The 18,171-nt window shown below is 60.5% G+C and carries 14 protein-coding genes and 2 tRNA genes; 9 read left to right on the top strand and 7 right to left on the bottom strand.

The annotated features are described in order from the left end of the window. Nucleotides 1-1,292: amino acid ABC transporter permease (locus tag WB528_RS24145; protein WP_423891435.1), on the top strand; the 1,292-nt coding region annotated here is incomplete at its 5' end. A gap of 12 nt (nt 1,293-1,304) precedes the next feature. Continuing rightward, the gene (locus tag WB528_RS24140; RefSeq protein WP_423891433.1) at nt 1,305-2,045 is read left to right on the top strand and encodes an amino acid ABC transporter ATP-binding protein; all 741 of its coding nucleotides are present in this window, start codon (nt 1,305-1,307) and stop codon (nt 2,043-2,045) included. A gap of 46 nt (nt 2,046-2,091) precedes the next feature. On the opposite strand, the gene WB528_RS24135 is transcribed toward WB528_RS24140, so the two are convergent. From WB528_RS24135 to WB528_RS24120, 4 genes are all read right to left on the bottom strand, one after another. After that, nucleotides 2,092-3,132 (bottom strand): cysteine synthase A, encoded by a 1,041-nt coding sequence (locus WB528_RS24135; protein ID WP_423891431.1) that lies wholly within the window; start codon nt 3,130-3,132, stop codon nt 2,092-2,094. Between the two features lie 99 nt (nt 3,133-3,231). Beyond that, on the bottom strand, nt 3,232-4,461 hold the full coding sequence (locus WB528_RS24130; RefSeq protein ID WP_423891430.1) for a class I SAM-dependent methyltransferase: 1,230 nt from the start codon (nt 4,459-4,461) through the stop codon (nt 3,232-3,234). Between the two features lie 18 nt (nt 4,462-4,479). Then, complete coding sequence (locus tag WB528_RS24125; protein WP_423891428.1) at nt 4,480-5,331, bottom strand: DUF1365 domain-containing protein; 852 nt, start codon at nt 5,329-5,331, stop codon at nt 4,480-4,482. A gap of 4 nt (nt 5,332-5,335) precedes the next feature. Further along, nucleotides 5,336-6,649 (bottom strand): NAD(P)/FAD-dependent oxidoreductase, encoded by a 1,314-nt coding sequence (locus WB528_RS24120; protein WP_423891426.1) that lies wholly within the window; start codon nt 6,647-6,649, stop codon nt 5,336-5,338. A 185-nt stretch (nt 6,650-6,834) separates the two neighbouring features. On the opposite strand from WB528_RS24120, the gene WB528_RS24115 reads away from it, so the two are divergent. From WB528_RS24115 to WB528_RS24105, 3 genes are all read left to right on the top strand, one after another. Then, nucleotides 6,835-7,572, top strand: coding sequence for a tRNA-uridine aminocarboxypropyltransferase (locus tag WB528_RS24115; RefSeq protein ID WP_423891423.1), 738 nt, complete (start codon nt 6,835-6,837; stop codon nt 7,570-7,572). Between the two features lie 339 nt (nt 7,573-7,911). Continuing rightward, nucleotides 7,912-8,922 (top strand): UDP-glucose 4-epimerase GalE, encoded by a 1,011-nt coding sequence (gene galE, locus WB528_RS24110; RefSeq protein WP_423891421.1) that lies wholly within the window; start codon nt 7,912-7,914, stop codon nt 8,920-8,922. A gap of 61 nt (nt 8,923-8,983) precedes the next feature. Then, nucleotides 8,984-9,057, top strand: a tRNA-Cys gene (locus WB528_RS24105). A gap of 94 nt (nt 9,058-9,151) precedes the next feature. On the opposite strand, the gene WB528_RS24100 is transcribed toward WB528_RS24105, so the two are convergent. Then, nucleotides 9,152-9,331, bottom strand: coding sequence for a hypothetical protein (locus WB528_RS24100; protein ID WP_423891419.1), 180 nt, complete (start codon nt 9,329-9,331; stop codon nt 9,152-9,154). Nucleotides 9,332-9,691: 360 nt separating this feature from the next. After that, a tRNA-Asn gene (locus WB528_RS24095) sits at nt 9,692-9,766 on the bottom strand. Nucleotides 9,767-10,038: 272 nt separating this feature from the next. Between WB528_RS24095 and WB528_RS24090 the strand changes: the two genes are divergently transcribed. From WB528_RS24090 to WB528_RS24075, 4 genes are all read left to right on the top strand, one after another. Beyond that, complete coding sequence (locus WB528_RS24090) at nt 10,039-10,704, top strand: protein-L-isoaspartate O-methyltransferase family protein (RefSeq protein WP_423891417.1); 666 nt, start codon at nt 10,039-10,041, stop codon at nt 10,702-10,704. 202 nt (nt 10,705-10,906) lie between these two features. After that, nucleotides 10,907-12,295, top strand: coding sequence for a TolC family outer membrane protein (locus WB528_RS24085; protein ID WP_423891415.1), 1,389 nt, complete (start codon nt 10,907-10,909; stop codon nt 12,293-12,295). A gap of 339 nt (nt 12,296-12,634) precedes the next feature. Further along, nucleotides 12,635-13,378 (top strand): PopZ family protein, encoded by a 744-nt coding sequence (locus WB528_RS24080; protein ID WP_423891412.1) that lies wholly within the window; start codon nt 12,635-12,637, stop codon nt 13,376-13,378. 162 nt (nt 13,379-13,540) lie between these two features. Continuing rightward, on the top strand, nt 13,541-16,411 hold the full coding sequence (locus WB528_RS24075; RefSeq protein WP_423891410.1) for a valine--tRNA ligase: 2,871 nt from the start codon (nt 13,541-13,543) through the stop codon (nt 16,409-16,411). A 319-nt stretch (nt 16,412-16,730) separates the two neighbouring features. On the opposite strand, the gene WB528_RS24070 is transcribed toward WB528_RS24075, so the two are convergent. After that, nucleotides 16,731-18,171: beta-(1-6) glucans synthase (locus WB528_RS24070; protein ID WP_423891408.1), on the bottom strand; the 1,441-nt coding region annotated here is incomplete at its 5' end.

Here is an 18,171-nt window from a genome sequence, read left to right as displayed (position 1 = left end):
GCCTCGCGCAGAACGCCGGACATGAAGTCGGTGCTTGCTGGCCATTCATCCAGGCAAAATTCGCCCAGTTTATCTACGGCTTCTATCCGGAGGCAGAACGCTGGCGGGTCAATCTGACTTTCCTGCTCGCGGCTCTTCTGCTGCTGCCGTTGCTGATTCCGCGATTGCCGGCCAAGGGACTTAATGCCTGTCTGTTTTTTGTCGCATTTCCTGTTGTCGCGTTTTTCCTGCTCCTTGGCGGCGGATTGACCGGCTTTGGCGTCAGCTGGACAGCCGGCGTTCTGTCGGGCTTTGCCACCGGGGCTAGTGAACTCGGCCAGAAGCTCTCACAGGCGGGTGAGGCAACCGCCGTCATCGGACCGCTATTGCTCCTGCTTGGCAAGCTAGCTGACCTGGTGGGATGGGCGACCTCCGGCCTGATCTGGCCGCTGCTCTGGCTCAATGGCGAAATTCAAGCGTCCGCCCGTCCGGTGTGGGCCGACCTCGCGGTAACCGCAGTCGTCGTTTCGTTGATGTTGTTCGTTCTCAACGGCGGCGTACGAACCGGTTGGCGCGCGCTGGTCGCAAGTGTTGCGACGTTTGTCGGCATCGCCATCGTCATTGCCGTGATGGGGCTCGACCAAGGTGGATTCGCTGTGGTCAGTACCGGGCTCTGGGGCGGCCTTTTGGTGACGCTGGTGGTTTCGGTGACCGGTATCGTCGCCTCCATGCCGATCGGGATAGCGCTGGCGCTTGGCCGGCGCTCGACTATTCCGCTGATCCGCTTCTTTTCGGTCGTCTTCATCGAGTTCTGGCGTGGCGTCCCCCTGATCACCGTGTTGTTCTTCGCAACCTATATGCTGCCGCTGTTTCTACCCGGCAATTTCAAGATCGATGGCCTGGTTCGCGCCTTGATCGGCATAGCCCTGTTTTCGGGAGCCTATATTGCGGAGGTCATCCGTGGCGGGCTGCAGGCTATCCCGCGCGGGCAGAGCGAGGCGGCCAACGCCATCGGCCTATCGTGGTGGAAGACCACCGGCTTGATCGTGATGCCGCAGGCGCTGCGCCACGTTATTCCCGGGCTCGTCAACAGCTTTATCGGATTGTTCAAAGACACGTCGCTGGTGTCGATCGTGGCGCTGTTCGATCTGTTGGGATCGGTGCATGCCGCATTCGCCGATCCGGTATGGGCGACTCCGACGACGCTTTTTACAGGCTTCGCGTTCGCCGGAATGATCTATTTCGTCTTCTGTTTCGGCATGTCACGTTATTCGCTGTTCGTCGAGAACAGGCTGAATGCGCATGGTGGGTAACCGGGAAACCTCATGACCACAGATCCGATTGTCGGTATAGCCGGGCTCAACAAATGGTACGGCGACTTTCACGTCCTGCGCGACATCGATATCGACGTGGCTAAAAGCGAGCGGATCGTGATTTGCGGTCCTTCCGGTTCCGGAAAGTCGACGTTCATCCGCTGCATCAATGCGCTCGAGGAGTTTCAGGAAGGCCGGATCGTCGTCGACGGCATCGAGCTCGGTCCTCAACTGCGGCGGGTCGACGAGGTCCGTCGCGAAGTGGGCATGGTGTTTCAGAGCTTCAATCTGTTTCCGCATCTGACGGTGCTGGAAAACTGCACGCTCGCGCCGATATGGGTTCGCCATGTTCCGAAGAAAGACGCCGAAGCGGCGGCGATGAAATATCTGGAGCGGGTGAAGATCCCGCATCAGGCCAACAAATACCCAAGCCAGCTGTCGGGCGGCCAGCAACAGCGCGTCGCCATCGCCCGCGCGCTCGCCATGAATCCCAAGGTCATGCTGTTCGATGAGCCTACCTCGGCGCTCGATCCGGAAATGGTCAAGGAGGTGCTCGACACTATGGTCGACCTCGCCAGGGAAGGCATGACCATGCTTGTCGTCACCCATGAAATGGGGTTTGCCAGGGAAGTGGCCAACCGCATCGTTTTCATGGATGCGGGGCAGATCATCGAGACCAACACGCCGGCAAATTTCTTCGCCAATCCGCAGCATATGCGGACCAAGCTCTTCCTCAGCCAGATCCTGCGCTAATCGTCGCTGCCATTTCGGGGTTGGTCCGACCGGACAGCTCTCTCACTCATACCTTCGCAAACGGCACGTTGATTTTGCTGCGCCTTTCCAGCCATACCGGCACAGGCAGGTTCTTCGATCGCATGAAGTCCGGATTGAACAGCTTGGATTGATAGCGGTTTCCAGAATCGCAAAGGATGGTCACGATCGTCTTGCCGGGCCCGAGCTGTTTAGCCAGCCGAATTGCGCCGGCCACGTTGATGCCGGTCGAGCCGCCGAGGCAAAGGCCTTCGTGCTCGAGCAGCTCGTAGATCACGGGAACCGCTTCCGCATCCGGTATCAGATAGGCCTCATCGACCCTGGCCTGCTCGATGATGGGGGTGACGCGGCCAAGCCCGATGCCCTCGGTGATCGATCCGCCTGGCGTAGCCTTGGCCTCGCCGTGCTTGAACAGCTCATACATCGCTGCTCCCTGCGGATCGGCGCAACCGATCACGACTCCCTTGTTCTTCTCTTTCAGAAACCTGCTCGTTCCGGCGAGCGTGCCACCCGACCCGACCGAGCAGATGAAGCCGTCAACCTTGCCGTCGGTCTGTTGCCAGATTTCGGGCCCGGTCGATTCATAATGTGCTTTCGGATTGTCCAGATTGTTCCACTGATCGGCGAACAAGACGCCATTCGGCTCATGCGCCCGCAACTGATCGGCGAGGCGTCGGCCGATGTGCTGGTAGTTATTCGGATTGGCGTAGGGCAGCGCCGGCACCTCGACCAATTCGGCGCCGCAGAGCCGCAACATGTCTTTCTTTTCCTGGCTCTGCGTTTCCGGAATCACGATCAGCGTTCGGTATCCGCGCGCGCTGGCGACAATGGCGAGACCGATTCCCGTGTTGCCGGCAGTCGCTTCCACGACCAGGCCGCCCGGTTTGAGCTCGCCGCGTTTTTCGGCTTCCAGAATCATCCATTTGCCGGCGCGGTCCTTCACGGATTGGCCAGGATTCATGAATTCGGCCTTGCCGAGGATCGTGCAGCCGGTCAGCTCGGAAGCCCGCTTCAACTTTATGAGCGGGGTATTGCCGATAGCTTCGATGACGTCTTTTTTGATTTTCATGCGCGTTAGATATGCTCGAAATCGACCTGTGGAAGGCGAGAGTAAAGCGCGGGCAATGAAAGTGGAAGCCGGTTGTGCGACGGATTTGTGCGCCGCGGCCTAGCTCGCTTTGGCGAACACGACTTGGCGGACGTCGATATTTCCCGACAGGAAGCCCGCCTCGCAGTAAGCGAGATAATATTCCCACAGTCGCCGGAACCGGTCGTCGAAGCCGAGCGGGATGAGGTTGGGCCAGGCGGTGCGGAAGTTATTTCGCCAGGTGGCAAGCGTCTTGGCATAATCTTGCCCGAAAATCCGCTCGCGGATGACAGGCACACCGAAACGCTCGCCCAGCGATTTGAGTATTTGCGGCGACGGCAGCATGCCGCCGGGAAATACATAGCACTGGATGAAATCGACCTCGCGGCGGTAGGTGTGGAACAGATTGTCCTGAATCGTAATCGCCTGGATGCCGGCGAGGCCGCCGGGCAGCAGGCGGTCGCGCAGTTGCGAAAAATACCGCGGCCAAAACTCTTCGCCCACCGCCTCGATCATTTCGATGGAGGCAATACGGTCATAGTGGTCGCGTTCGTCGCGATAATCCTGCAGCCTGATTTCGACGCGATCGTTGAGGCCTGCGGCCTGGATGCGCGCCTGCGCGAAGTCGCGCTGTTCTTTGCTGATGGTGAGCCCGACTACCTTCGCGCCTACGGTTTTGGCCGCGTATTCGGCGAACCCGCCCCATCCGCAGCCGATCTCAAGCAGTTTTTGGTCCGGCTTCAGATCGATCGCTTCGGCGAGCCGCCGGTATTTGTTGTTCTGGGCAGCGGTCAGATCGACCGTGTGCTCTTCAAACAACGCTGACGAATAGGTCATGCTCGGGTCAAGCCAGGCCGAGTAAAAGGCATTTCCGATATCGTAGTGTTTGTAGATGTTGCGCCGCGCCTGACGCCTGGTATTGCGGTTGAGCCAATGTCGGACCACCTGGACTGCTTTCACCATCGGCTTGCCGATGAGCATCGATCGCATCCAGTCCTGGTTGACGCAGAAGAGGTAGAGAAATTGCGTCAGGTCGGGGGTGTCCCAATCGCCGCGCAGGTACGCCTCGGCAATGCCGATGTCGCCGCCGCGGATCAAGCGGGAGGCAAATCCAAAATCATAGACTTTCATGGCTGCGGTTGGACCTGGTCCGTTATCGCCAAGTTTGACCGCGCGGCCATCCGGCAGGGTGACTTCGAGCGAGCCGTAACGGAGCTTTGCCCCGTACCCAAGCGCGAGCCGGACCATGCGGGGCAGATCCGCAGGCAGACGATCCACAGATTCGGACGTGATCGGAATTAAATCGGGCATCGCCGACCGACCTTGGCCTCACCTTCTGCCATGAGCAGATGTGGGAGTATAATCACCGCTCGCGGCGGTCGCCAAGCTCCCGTTGGCGGTCCCGTCCGGACGAGGCACCAGCCGCACCCCCTTCAGCCAGAGCCGCAGGGCTTCCCAGTGGATGGCGACGATGATCTTGGCCGTGACGGCGGGCAGCGAAAAGAACGAGCGCAGCAACTCTGCAGTAGCGAGCGCGCGCCGATGACCATTGAAGGTTGCCGATAGCAGCGGTCCCTCGCTGTCGGTCTCGAGAATACGCAGTTTGACGTGGTCTCTCGGGAGCACGACCCTGAAATGATAGCGCATCGCCATCTCGACAAAGGGCGAGACGTAAAACCGCTTTTCCTGTGCCTGCCGAATGCCGGCCGGACTGATGTCGCCGCGCATCACCGGCAATATGTAGGCATGGATATCGCCGAATGTATTCCGGACCTCATAGATCAGAAGGGCAGGGTGCCCGTTCGCGTCGTAGCAGAAATAAACCGACAGCGGATTGAAGGTGTAACCGAGTAACCGCGGATAGCACATCAGCAGTACCCGTCCGCCAGTCAGGTCGATTCCGTGTTCGCTCGCGCAACGTTGCACATAGAGTCGCAAAGATGAGCCGTCTCGTTCGCCGTGATCGGACTCGTGGAAGCTGTAGAGCGCTCGCCGGTTGACGCCGAATAGCGGCGTCTGCCGGTCGGCGACCTCGAGCCGGTCGAGATCGATGAGCAAGCTCATCACGCGATAGTTGAAGCGATGCCCGACCGGTTTGAGACGGGCGTGCATAACCTCGCCAACGTAAAGTGCGGCCGCATCGCCTTCAATCCCGGCTGTTTTGGCGTTGCGGTCTCGCATGGGGTTACTCCGCGGCTTCAGCGAGTTCAGGCGGCGCTTCGCGCCAGGGTGCCGTGGCGCCCAAGGCCTCCGCAACGGCCAGTCCCGACCGTATCCCATCCTCGTGGAATCCGTATCCGGTCCAGGCTCCGCAAAACCAGGTGTGGCGCTTTCCCTGAATGTCCTTGAGCTGCCGTTGGGCGGCAAAAGCGGCCGCGTCATATTGCGGATGTTCGCAGATATACCGGCCGAAGGTAAGCTTGGGATCAGGCTCGAACGGAGGATTGAGGCTCACGAACAGCGGCTTGTTCTTGTCGATCCCCTGGAGCTCGTTCATCCAATAAGTCACGGCGACGTCATTGAGGGCCGTCCCCTTGCGCGGCCAGCGCAGAAAATTCCAGGCCGCCCATACCCGTCGTCGCTTCGGCATGAGTCTGGGGTCGCGGTGCAGGTAAATCGTGTTGGGCGAATAACCGATGGCGCCCAACACGGTGCGCTCCCGATCATCGGCATCGCATAGCATCGCCAGAGCCTGATCGCTATGCGATGCAATCACGACGTGGTCATAGGTTTCGCTGCCGCCGTGGCTGTCGGTGACGACAACGCCGCGCGTCTTCCGCTCGATGGAGGTGACCGCGCATCCTAAGCGGATGCGGTCCCGAAAAGTGCCGGTCAACTTCTCGACGTAATTTCGGCTACCGCCTTTGACGGTCCGCCAGACCGGCCGCTCATACTGCAACAGGCGATGGTTGCTGAAAAACGCCACGAAATTCTCGGCTGGAAAATCCATCATTTCCTGCGCCGGTGTTGACCAAATCGCCGCGCCCATCGGCGCGAGATAATCCGAGAGCAATCGCGGGGCGAATTTTCGCTGATGGAAGTACTCGCCCAGCGTCATGCCTTTCAGCCGGCCGGCGGCGTAGTGTTTGACGCTCTCGCGGTTGAAGGTGAGAATATCGCGCAGCATCCGAAGATAGCTCGGCGAAAGCAGGTTTCGCGGTTGCGCAAACAGGCCTGACGTCGTTTGCCACCAGTTCTCGCCGCCGCCCTTCCATTCGAAGCGGCCGGCGTCGGCGGTCACCGCAAAGCTCATATGGCTCTCGCGGGTCTCGACGCCCAAATGGTCGAACAGCGCGGTCAGGCCCGGGTAGTTGAGCTCGTTGTAAACGATGAACCCGATATCGACCGCGATCGGCGTGCCGTCATAGTCGATATTGACGGTATGGCTGTGGCCGCCGGGCCGGATTTCCCGCTCATAGACGGTTACCTGGTAACGTTTCGATAAGGTCCAAGCAGCGGCATTGCCGGCAATTCCCGTCCCGATCACCGCAATGCGCATTCCATTCCCCGCCCTCTGACACCCCCAAGATACGGGGCGTCGTACCGGAAGTTTCGATAGGCGGTGGTGTTGGGAGGAGAACGCGACGGTGGATATCGCCCCACGCGTGATCGCCAAATGGCAGCGGGTGAGTAACCATTCCGGAGGTCGTTGAAGCCTGTCTCGGCGCAGCGTATAGCAAGTCTATGTCCAGACCACCTGAGGCTGAAGATGGCATCGCCTCGACCGCGACGACGCCAGATTGCCCCCATTGCCGCAAGCCGATGCCTTTATGCGTCTGCGCGGAAGTCAAGCCGATCGAAAGCCGTCTAGGTCTCCTGATTTTGCAGCATCCGCAAGAGCAGGACCGGGCGCTCGGCACCGCCCGGCTGACGGCGATGCACTTTGAAAGGGCTGTCCTCAAGATCGGCCTTTCCTGGCCGAGTCTGTCCAAGGCATTGGGACGGACGGTCGCCGATCCCTCGCGCTGGGCGGTGCTCTATTTAGGGTCCGCCAAAGCGACCGATCTCGACACGACCGAAGAAGTCGTTGCCATCAACCGCAAAGGCGAGATTGCGGAAGGTCAGCGCGCCATTTTACGGGGGATCGAAGGCGTGGTGCTGCTGGACGGCACCTGGAGCCAGGCCAAGGCGCTGTGGTGGCGTAATGCCTGGATGCTGAAATGCCAACGGCTGATCCTGGGCCCCTCGCAGCCATCACGTTACGGCAAGCTTCGCCGCGAGCCGCGACGCGACGGGCTCTCCACGATCGAGGCGGCGGCGTTGGTCCTTGCCAACCTCGAAAAGCGCCCTGACATCGCCGACACGCTAAACGCAAGTTTTGCGCGGATGCTGCAAAAGTATCGGGATGTACAACAGGAACAGCCTTCGCTCGCGCCAAAACCGCGGCCAAAGCGCGATTTTCGCCGCCGCAGGCGAGCGTAACCTGAGATTTCTGTCAGCGAGTGGCTCTGGCGTGCTCGCAATAACTTTCGCATCGCCGGCCACCTTGCTTTCGGCAAGCCGACATACACTTGCCGATGGCTGACGAGGCGCCTTGCGCCTTTGCCGGGGCCGCCCCCATTGCGTACGTTCCGGCTAGCGCGAGAATGGCCGTGAAAGTAAAAATTTTAAGCATCTGAAAATTCCTCTAATGATCGGCGCTAAAAATCCAGATGGCGCGGTTTCAGCTTAGAGCGTCGTTATTGACATCGGAAGCCAAATCCCTCATCGCCGACGTGATAAAACAAGACGAAACCCGGTATCGGGCGCGAGGAGATCCCAATGATTTTGGTGACCGGCGGTGCGGGATATATCGGTTCTCACACCTGCGTCGAGCTTCTTGATGCCGGCAACGAGGTCGTAGTTCTCGATAACTTTTCCAACAGCAGCCGCGCGTCGCTGGAACGTGTCCAACAGATCTGCGCGAAACGGTTGACGGTCGTCGAGGGCGATATTCGCGACCAGGCTGGTGTCGAGAAGGTGCTGAACGATTTCGGATGTACGGCCGTCGTTCATTTCGCCGGCCTGAAATCCGTGCTCGATTCCGTTACTTCGCCGCTCGATTACTACGACAACAACGTCGTTGGCACCCACCGCCTGTTGCGGGCCATGCAGGCGAGCCAACTCAAGCGGATCATCTTCAGTTCATCCGCGACCGTCTACGGCGACCCGAAGTTTCTGCCTTACACCGAGGATCACCCGCTCAATCCCGTCAATCCGTATGGCCAGACGAAGTTCGTCGTTGAGCAGATGCTGCGCGGTTTATTTGCCAGCGATCCAACATGGAGCATCGGCATACTTCGCTACTTCAATCCCATCGGCGCGCATGAAAGCGGCCTGATTGGCGAAGATCCCAAGGGAGTACCAAACAATCTCCTGCCGTTCGTTGCGCAAGTCGCGGTCGGGCGGCGCGAACGGCTGAATGTTTTCGGGGGAGACTACGACACGCCCGACGGCACGGGGGTGCGGGATTATATCCATGTGGTCGACCTGGCTCAGGGACATGTGGCCGCGCTAAAGTCTCTCGACCAGCCCGCATGCTTTGCAGTCAACCTTGGAACGGGAAGGGGAAACAGCGTGCTGGATGTCGTGAAGGCGTTCGAGCAGGCGAGCGGAAGATCGATTCCCTACAGCGTGCAGCCGCGCCGCGCCGGCGACATTGCTGCTTGTTATGCAGCGACTGATCGTGCGGCAAAGCACCTGGGCGGATGGCAGGCCACCAGGAATCTGGAAACCATGTGCAGGGATCACTGGCGGTGGCAAAACCAGAATCCCAACGGGTATGGCGGGTAGCCCGGCCGGGCGAGGGTAGTTGCCTAACCCCTTGGCCACCTGTATTGATCCCGCCCCATGGGGCCACGTGGCGGAGTGGTTACGCAGCGGTCTGCAAAACCGTTTACTCCGGTTCAATTCCGGACGTGGCCTCCATCAATTAAATCAGAGGCTTGCAGCAAGATTTAAGGGATGCGCTGAAGGTTCAGCCGCGTTTCTCGATCTGCGCATCGACAGTTGGTTGGAGCCGTCAGCAGGTGGCGTGCCAGCCATCGGGGAATGGGATCAGCGGCCAGGCCAACCCGTTGTCGTTCGCAGCCTCCGGCGGCCTACCATACGTCATCGAGCCGGTGATGAAATCGTCCTGGGGAACAGGCGCGACGGCCGCGTTGACGGCATCGAGCAGTCGTTCGAATTCCGCTTCGCTCATCGCGCTCTCCGTCAATCGAGCGCCAAGCGTCGCAAAACTCCTTTTTTTCCGAATTGCGCAAATCATTCAAATTGTAACGGTCTGGAGCGTCCGAGCCGGGTTGGTTGCCGAAGCGTTAACGGGCCCGCGAAGAAATATGGACGGCGCCGGCCGGTCTTGCATCACATTGAACCAACGGACGCTGGACGGGACTGAAGGGAATTCGGGTCGGGTGAATATCGTCGACCTAACGCCGAGACCCGCGAATCCGCACAAAGGACGGAGACCGTCAACTTGCGACAATGAGACGCGACCGCGCAGAACGCTCTTGCGGAGCAGCCGGTAATTTTTTTCGTCGACTTGCTTTAGTCTCGGAGCTGCTGGCTCCCCGGGCTGGATTCGAACCAGCGACCATTCGATTAACAGTCGAATGCTCTACCGCTGAGCTACCGAGGAATGAGCGAAGCCTAGGGTTCGCAGGCGGAGCGTATAACAAAGCCTCCGGGGCTTGCAAAGGGCGAAATAAGGCGATTTCGCAAGTGTCGATGGTGCACGCGGACGGTTGGGCCGTGGCACGGTGCTCGTGTTCCCCATTATCCGGCCAACCACCGATGGATGCTCGGTCTTCGTGACCGACGCTGTGTTGCGTTTTGACAGACCTTGTATCAAAGATGGCGCCGTTTTCTTCACCTCCCGCGGCTACGACCGCTCGCCACCGGGGCTCTCAAATGTCCGATTTTTCGATCGCGCGCCAGAAAATGGTCGATGGTCAGGTGCGTCCGAGTGACGTCACCGACATCCGAATCATCGATGCCATGCTCGCCATTCCGCGTGAGGCATTTGTTCCGCGGGCGCAGCGCTCGCTCGCTTATCTTGATCTTGATATCGACGTCAGCGAAGGCGGTGCGCCCAAGCGATTCCTGTTGAGGCCGGCGGTGACGGCTAAAATGATCCAGGCGGCTAACATCAGTGCAACTGACGAGGTGCTGGTGGTGGGATGTGCTACCGGCTACCTGGCAGCTGTGGCCGCGCGTCTGGGCAAGCGTGTCACGGCGACCGAATGCGATCCGTCGCTCGCGGCAACGGCCAAGGCTAATCTTGCCGCGCTTGCTCCCGGAATCGTGACGGTCAAAACCGCGCCGGTAGCGGACGGCGATTCGGCGGACGCGCCTTTTGACGTGATTCTCCTCAACGGCACGACCGAAATCGAGCCCAAAAAGCTCTATCGTCAGCTTCGGGAAGGGGGTCGGCTGGTTGGAACGTTCGCCTTGGCCGGGCAGCAGAGGGCCATGGTGGTGACGGTATCCCATGGCGATTTTGGGAATCGGGCGCTTTTCGACACCGCAATACCGGTCCTGCCGGGTCTGGAGAGGCCCGCAGCGTTCGTTTTCTAGCGTCAAGCGCCTCCGGATCGCCTGGTCCTCAGAGTGTGGCCCGGATGCCCCATCTGCCGAGTTTCCCACTGTCCCCGCCGTTCGGGGGGTTCCTTCGCTCTGGTGTGAAGAATAAGGTGCGACACGGGATATCTGTTTGGAATGACTTGATGACCCGGTTCAACGCTGCGGAACCTGGGACAGAATGATTGGAATACTTGGGATGGATCGGGTGAAGGTCGTTACCGGGGCTGCGGCGACGGTACTTCTTTTGGCGTTGGCGAATCCGATGCCGGCTTTGGCCGACACGATCGAGGCTGCGCTGGTGCGCGCCTATCAGAATAATCCGCAGCTCAATGCGCAGCGAGCCTCCGTCAGGGCCACCGACGAAAACGTTCCGCAGGCCTTGTCCGGATACCGGCCAAAGGTCGCGGTAACCGCAAGCGCCGGATATCAATACGGAGACGCCCTTTCGAATTTCGGAACGCCTCTTGATTTTGCCGGAGCAACGCCGCCAACCAGTGTCGGCGCCTCCGTTACGCAGACGCTTTACAATGGCAACCAGACCGCCAACAAAACGCGCGCCGCGGAGAGTCAGGTTTCCGGCGCCCGCGAAGGCCTGCGCGTGCTCGAGGAGACCGTTCTGCTGTCTGCGGCCACCGTCTACATGGATTACCTGCGTGACTCCGCCATCGTCGAGGTGAACCGCAGCAACGTTCGCGTTCTCGACCAGACGCTGAAGCAGACCCAGGACCGTTTCAATGTCGGCGAGGTAACCCGCACCGACGTTGCGCAGTCGGAAGCGCAACTCGCGGCCGGCAAGACGCAGCTTCTGGCGGCGCAGGCGACGCTGACGACCACGCAAGCCAATTTCCGCCGCATTATCGGCAACGAGCCGCAGGCACTGGCGCCGGGCTCGCCGGTTGACCGTTTTCTGCCGGGGACGCTTCCCGCGGCCGTCGAGCTCAGCCTCATCGAAAATCCCAATGTCACCGCGGCGATGTACGGCATCGACGTGAATTTTCTGCAGGTCAAGGTGAACGAGGGAGCATTGCTGCCGACGGTAACCTTGCAGGCGGCAGTTCAGCAGCAATATCAGACGAACATTACGTCGCCGCGGACGTTTGGTGCTTCCGCCATCGCACAGGTGAACGTGCCAGTCTATCAAGGCGGTTCCGAGTATTCGCTGATCCGTCAGTCCAAGGAATCGCTGGCCCAACAGCGGCTCGTTCTCGAACAAACCCGCGACCAGACGCGCGCCAACACGGTCACGGCCTGGGGACAGCTGGTGGCGGGCAAGGCTCAGGTGGCCTCGGCCCAGTCGCAGGTGACGGCATCGGAAATCGCGCTCAACGGCGTGCGTGAAGAAGCCAAGGCCGGACAACGAACCACGCTCGACGTGCTCAACGCCCAGCAGGCGCTGGTCAACGCGCGGGTAGCGCTGGTGACGGCGCAGCACGATCGTGTGGTGGCGTCCTACAGCGTGTTGTCCGCCGTGGGGCGGCTTTCGCCGCAGGTCCTCGGTTTGGCGACCACGACCTACGATCCCAGCGTGCACTATCAGCAGGTGCGTGACAGCTGGTTCGGTGTTCGCACACCCGACGGTCACTGATCGTCGCGTTGTTGCAGGCTAGCCTGTAGAGGCCCACGTCTATTTCACAGCAGCGCCCGTGTCCTCAGGTGGGCGCCGGCGTTGCTTGCAATCGTTTGCAGCCCTGACGTAGCGTTCTCTGAGGCAGCAGAGCGATTCGCACCGTATTGGAATTTTCAAGAGCGGGGCGTCGGTGTGCAGGGCGGGGCAAAGGTCCGTGCGACGCGACGGGCGGCGTTTGTCTGGGGACAAGTCGGGTCGGCGCGATGAAAATCCGCGCCTGTCTATCCGGAACCTGCAAATACCCGCCTCGCTTGGTATAAAAACGCTGTTGAGGGCGTTGATGAGGTGGAATCGGAAATGACGCAGCCTGCGAAGGTTCAAGAACCCTCGATGGAGGAGATTCTGGCGTCGATCCGGCGCATCATTGCCGACGACGAGGCAAAGCCTGTGGTCGCCGAAAAGGCTCCGGCCGCGAGCCCTCCACCTGCGGCTCCTCCAGCGCCGGCAAAGGCTGAGAATCCTGCCCCCGCGCCGGCCGTACGAGCTCGGGTGGACAATCCTCCCGCGCCAGCCGCGCCTCCCAAGATAGCCGCCCCGGCGCCGCCACCGCCGACGCCTGCGCCGGCGGTGAGCAATAGTCAGGACGACATCGACGCACTGCTCAACGGGCTGGACGAGGCCACGACGCCGGAAGAAATCCGCCCCGCCGCTCCTGAGCCTGAGCCCGATGTTCTGGATCTAACCGATGAAATGGCGCTGCCTGAGCCGCCGCCTCCGCCTGTCTTCAAGAAGGTCGAACCACCGGACGATATCGAGTTTACCGAAGCTGCCGCCAGGGCGCCAATGCGCGAGCCGGTATTCGATCCGCCGCCGAGCCCGATGGATTCCCCTGCCATGCTGTCGCGTTCGACGGTGTCGGCGGTGGAATCGGCCTTCAATAGTCTGGCGCATACGGTGCTCAGCAACAATGCGCGTACGCTGGAAGATCTGGTCAAGGAAATGCTGCGGCCGATGCTGAAATCCTGGCTCGATGACAATTTGCCGGGACTTGTAGAGCGCATCGTCAAGGCGGAAATCGAACGGGTTTCGCGCGGGCGCTAGCAGTTCGATTCTAAATTTGCATCCCTATCGCGCGCAATGGCCGATTGCCGCTCGCGATTCAGCCACTACATCGGCTTTATCTTCCTGTCCGGCCTGACAGCGTGTTGACTTGGCGCGCCGGGGCGGCTTTTTAGCCTGTTCGAGTTCCCGAATGCAGCCGTCATGATCGAGAAAAACTACCAGCCCGCCGATATCGAAGACCGCATGTCCCGCGTGTGGGAGGATGCAGGCGCGTTCACAGCGGGGCGTCCTGAACGGCGCGACGCCAGGCCTTTTACCATCGTGATCCCGCCGCCCAACGTGACGGGCTCGCTGCATATGGGTCACGCGCTCAACAATACCTTGCAGGACATCCTGTGCCGTTTCGAACGCATGCGCGGCCGCGATGTGCTGTGGCAACCCGGCACGGACCACGCGGGAATCGCTACCCAAATGGTCGTCGAGCGGCAGTTGATGGAACGGCAGGAGCCGAGCCGCCGCGATCTCGGCCGCGAGAAGTTCCTTGAACGGGTCTGGCAGTGGAAAGCCGAAAGCGGTGGCATCATCGTCAATCAGTTGAAGCGGCTTGGCGCCTCCTGCGACTGGTCGCGCGAGCGGTTCACGATGGACGAAGGACTTTCGCGGGCCGTCGTCAAGGTATTCGTGGAACTGCACCGTCAGGGCCTGATCTACAAAGACAAGCGGCTTGTGAACTGGGATCCGAAGCTGCTTACGGCGATTTCCGACCTCGAGGTGCAACAGATCGAGGTCAAGGGCAGCCTGTGGTATTTGCGCTATCCCATCGAGGGCAAGACGTTCAGCCCGGACGATCCCGCAAGTTTCATCGTCGTCGCCACCACACGGCCCGAGACCATGCTCGGCGATACCGGTGTGGCCGTGCATCCAGATGATGACCGCTACCGGGATTTGGTTGGCAAGCACGTAATCCTGCCGCTGGTCGGACGACGAATCCCGGTCGTCGCCGACGAATATTCCGATCCGGAAAAAGGCTCGGGCGCGGTCAAGGTGACGCCGGCGCACGACTTCAACGATTTCGAGGTAGGCAGGCGGCATAACCTTCCGCAGATCAGCGTGCTGGACAAAGAGGCCTCAATCGCCCTCGTCGGAAACGAGGACTACCTGCGCGGTTTGCCGGAAGGGGCGAGCGCCTTCGCCGAGGAAATGCAGGGGCTCGACCGGTTCGTCGCGCGCAAGCGAATCGTGGCGCGCATGGAGGATTTCGGCTTCCTCGAGCGGATCGAGCCGAACACGCACATGGTGCCGCACGGTGATCGCTCCGGCGTCGTCATCGAGCCCTACCTGACCGATCAATGGTACGTCGATGCCAAGACGCTGGCGCGACCGGCTATCGCGGCGGTGCGTTCTGGCGCTACCGGGATCGTGCCGAAGAACTGGGAAAAGACCTATTTCGACTGGATGGAGAACATCCAGCCCTGGTGCATCTCCCGTCAGCTTTGGTGGGGTCATCAGATCCCCGCCTGGTATGGGCCGGACGGCAAGGTGTTCGTTGCCGAGACGGAAGAAGAAGCCGTGGGCAACGCGCTTGGCTACTACGCCGAGCAGGAGGTCATCACGATGGAGCAGGGGCGCGAGATGGCGCTCGACCGCAACAAGCGTGCGGACTTTATCACCCGTGACGAAGACGTGCTCGACACCTGGTTCTCTTCGGCGCTGTGGCCGTTTTCAACACTCGGCTGGCCCGACGACGCGCCGGAGCTGAAGCGCTACTACCCGACGAACGTTCTCGTTACCGGCTTTGACATCATCTTTTTCTGGGTCGCCCGTATGATGATGATGGGCCTCCATTTCATGAAGGAAGCTCCGTTCTCGACGGTCTACATCCACGCCCTCGTCCGCGACGAGAAGGGCGCGAAGATGTCGAAGTCAAAGGGTAACGTGATCGACCCCCTGCATCTGATCGACGACTACGGTGCGGATGCGTTGCGATTCACGCTGGCCGCGATGGCCGCGCAAGGCCGCGACATCAAGCTCGCGGCAAGCCGGGTCGAGGGCTATCGCAACTTCGCAACCAAGCTGTGGAACGCCTGCCGCTTCGCCGAGATGAATGCTTGCGCGACGCCTCCAGATTTCGATCCAGCCAAAACGAAGCAGACGCTGAACCGTTGGATCGCACACGAGACCTCACGGGCGACGCGCGAGGTGACCGAGGCCATCGAAGCCTATCGTTTCAATGATGCGGCAGGCGCGATCTATCGGTTCGTGTGGAACGTCTATTGTGACTGGTACGTCGAACTGGCCAAGCCGGTATTGATGGGCGAGGAGAGCGACGCCAAGTCCGAAACCCGCGCGATGATGGCGTGGGCGCGCGATGAGATACTCAAACTGCTACACCCCTTCATGCCCTTCATCACAGAAGAGCTGTGGGCGGTCACGGCCAAACGCGAGGGCCTGCTGGTCCTGGCGCCATGGCCCCGCAAGGCAAGGGAGCTGACGCCGGAGCAAGTGGCGCTTGCGGCCGCCGCAAGCCCGAATGAACCCTTTCTGGCGCCGGTTCTGCCGATCCTGGACACAACCGAGTTCAGCGATCCCGCCGCCGAAGCCGAGATCGGCTGGGTGGTCGACCTCGTCACCGCCATCCGTTCGGTGCGGGCCGAAATGAGCATTCCGCCCTCGACGATGACCTCGTTGGTGCTGTCGGGTGCATCCGCAGAGACCAAAGAACGCGCTCCGCGCTGGAATGACGTCATCAAACGGATGGCGCGATTGGCCGACATTTCCTTTGCCGACGGCGCGCCGGAAGGTTCGGTGCAACTGCTGGTCCGTGGCGAAGTCGCTTCGCTGCCGCTCAAGGGCGTGATCGACCTTTCGGCCGAGAAGGCGCGGCTCGACAAGGAGCTCGCCAAGGCCGATGCGGACATCAAGCGGGTCGATGCCAAGTTGGCCAATGAGAAGTTCGTCGCCAACGCGCCCGAGGAAGTCGTCGAGGAAGAAAAAGAAAAGCGCGAAGCGGCGTCGGCCCGAAAGGCCAAGATCCTCGAGGCGCTGGAGCGCTTGAAGAGCGCGGCGTCTTGATGCTGGGAGCCGCCGATTGGTGGCGTGTCGTACCAGGTACCCGGCCCATAAAAGTAACCATAGCGAAGCACGACGCCGGCGATCCCGGCCGTCTGCAACACATCATGCTCGAGCGCGACCACGCCCTGCACAGTCAGGCGGCGCGGCGGTTCGGCGTTGACGTCGGGCGAATCATCTTCGTTTCGGACTCCCTCGCCTGGCGCATAGACGAAGGCGATGCTCTGCGCGATGACCCTTACGCCGGCCATTGTGGCTGTCTCGTCCGCGAAAGCACAACGCGAGCTGGGGTTTGATCCGGCGTTTCGGATGCCTATCTTGCTCAGGAAATGTTGGGCTCGACCTGAGCAACCCCTTCCTTGCTGCGGACTCCGTACATCGACAGGGCCAGCAACATATAGGCTCCGGAAGTCCAGAGCGCCTGCCAGTTCTGGATTCCTTCGATAAAGACGACATAGAGCGCGCCGAAAAGGAAAAGCGCCGCAAACGTTGTCTCGGCGATCGGGTGGACGCCCGTTCTCGGACGATTGAGCCAGGAAAGCATAGCAAGGGGCACGGCCGCCATCGTCAGCGAGGCAAAAGGGAGGTCCTGCCAACGCGGATCGAACACCGATCCCAGTGCGGTTCCCGTTGCAATGACCATGATCGTCATCACGACGACGCCAAGAATCAAAGTCGGGAACGACTGGGTTCTGCTTTCGCGCGGTCCCATCAATTCCAGAAATGCGGGGAGCCCGCGGCCTGACATCAAGGCATTGGCGCATAGCATCGGTGCGGCGGCTGTAGCCACAAGCAGCGTACCCCACCGCAGCCAGCCTCCGAGGCCGAAGCTTTCATACATCATTTTGTCGATCGCGATCCCCAACAGGACTCCAGCCACCGTTGCCGAAATGCCGACCGCGAGCCATGAGGAAGGTCGGGATTTCCACGGCCTGCGCCGCTGGCTGAACCAAGCCACGGCGTAGACGCCGATCGTCAATACCATGCCGCTTCCCATTAGTGACTTCCACAGCGGATAATTGCTGATGGGGACGCCGGGCGGGAATTTCAGGGTGTGATGATCTGCTTTAAACAAACCCCAGTTGCCGCCGACGGTGCCTTCCCAATACCGCTTCCAAGAGGCGTCAAAAGCCTCGATCAGGTTGACGCGAAAGTTGTCGCGCTTGGCAACCTCAAGAATGTCCGAGATGACGCGGGCCTGGTTGATCCGTGACGGAAGCGCTCCTTCGCGCATGCGTCCCATGCTTGGCCAGCCGGTTTCGCCGATCACGACTTCCTTGCCTGGAAACGCAAGCGATACCTGCTTGTGGATCGCGGCAACCTTTGCGGCCGCGTCCTCGGCCCTGGTCGGAATATTGTCCCAGTAAGGCAGCACATGGATCGTCACGAAATCTACGGCATCCTGAATTTCGCGGTAGCGTAACCAGTATTCCCAGACGTCCGCGTAAGTCACAGGCACTTTGACGCGCGCTTTGACCGACAGCAGGAGCTCTCGAAGGTCGGAAGGGGTCATGTCTCCGTGCAACAAGACTTCGTTGCCGACAACGATCGCCGTCACCGTAGCCGGATAGTCTCGAGCAAGCGCAACCGCGGTGTCGATAAGCTTTGCATTCTTGGTGCGGTTGTTGCCGATCCAGACTCCGAGAAGAACTTTTAGCCCGACCTGTGATGCCAGTGCGGGCACCTTGTCGAGACCGTTGTCGACTGAGTAAATGCGGATGCAATGCGAAATCTTGGCAACTTCGACCAGGTCTTCGCGGATC

It is taken from the genome of Bradyrhizobium sp. (genome assembly GCF_049586575.1).
Lineage (GTDB): Bacteria > Pseudomonadota > Alphaproteobacteria > Rhizobiales > Xanthobacteraceae > Bradyrhizobium.
Note: the sequence above shows the minus strand (reverse complement) of the source record. Positions and strands in the feature narration are given on the sequence as shown.

Bases quoted from the DNA above. Each gene is read 5' to 3' on its own strand.
- WB528_RS24125 (WP_423891428.1), bottom strand. From the start codon at position 5,331: ATGCGAGACCGCAACGCCAAAACAGCCGGGATTGAAGGCGATGCGGCC.
- WB528_RS24120 (WP_423891426.1), bottom strand. From the start codon at position 6,649: ATGCGCATTGCGGTGATCGGGACGGGAATTGCCGGCAATGCCGCTGCT.
- WB528_RS24140 (WP_423891433.1), top strand. From the start codon at position 1,305: ATGACCACAGATCCGATTGTCGGTATAGCCGGGCTCAACAAATGGTAC.
- WB528_RS24135 (WP_423891431.1), bottom strand. From the start codon at position 3,132: ATGAAAATCAAAAAAGACGTCATCGAAGCTATCGGCAATACCCCGCTC.
- WB528_RS24075 (WP_423891410.1), top strand. From the start codon at position 13,541: ATGATCGAGAAAAACTACCAGCCCGCCGATATCGAAGACCGCATGTCC.
- WB528_RS24130 (WP_423891430.1), bottom strand. From the start codon at position 4,461: ATGCCCGATTTAATTCCGATCACGTCCGAATCTGTGGATCGTCTGCCT.
- galE (WP_423891421.1), top strand. From the start codon at position 7,912: ATGATTTTGGTGACCGGCGGTGCGGGATATATCGGTTCTCACACCTGC.
- WB528_RS24085 (WP_423891415.1), top strand. From the start codon at position 10,907: ATGGATCGGGTGAAGGTCGTTACCGGGGCTGCGGCGACGGTACTTCTT.
- WB528_RS24090 (WP_423891417.1), top strand. From the start codon at position 10,039: ATGTCCGATTTTTCGATCGCGCGCCAGAAAATGGTCGATGGTCAGGTG.
- WB528_RS24100 (WP_423891419.1), bottom strand. From the start codon at position 9,331: ATGAGCGAAGCGGAATTCGAACGACTGCTCGATGCCGTCAACGCGGCC.
- WB528_RS24080 (WP_423891412.1), top strand. From the start codon at position 12,635: ATGACGCAGCCTGCGAAGGTTCAAGAACCCTCGATGGAGGAGATTCTG.
- WB528_RS24115 (WP_423891423.1), top strand. From the start codon at position 6,835: ATGTCCAGACCACCTGAGGCTGAAGATGGCATCGCCTCGACCGCGACG.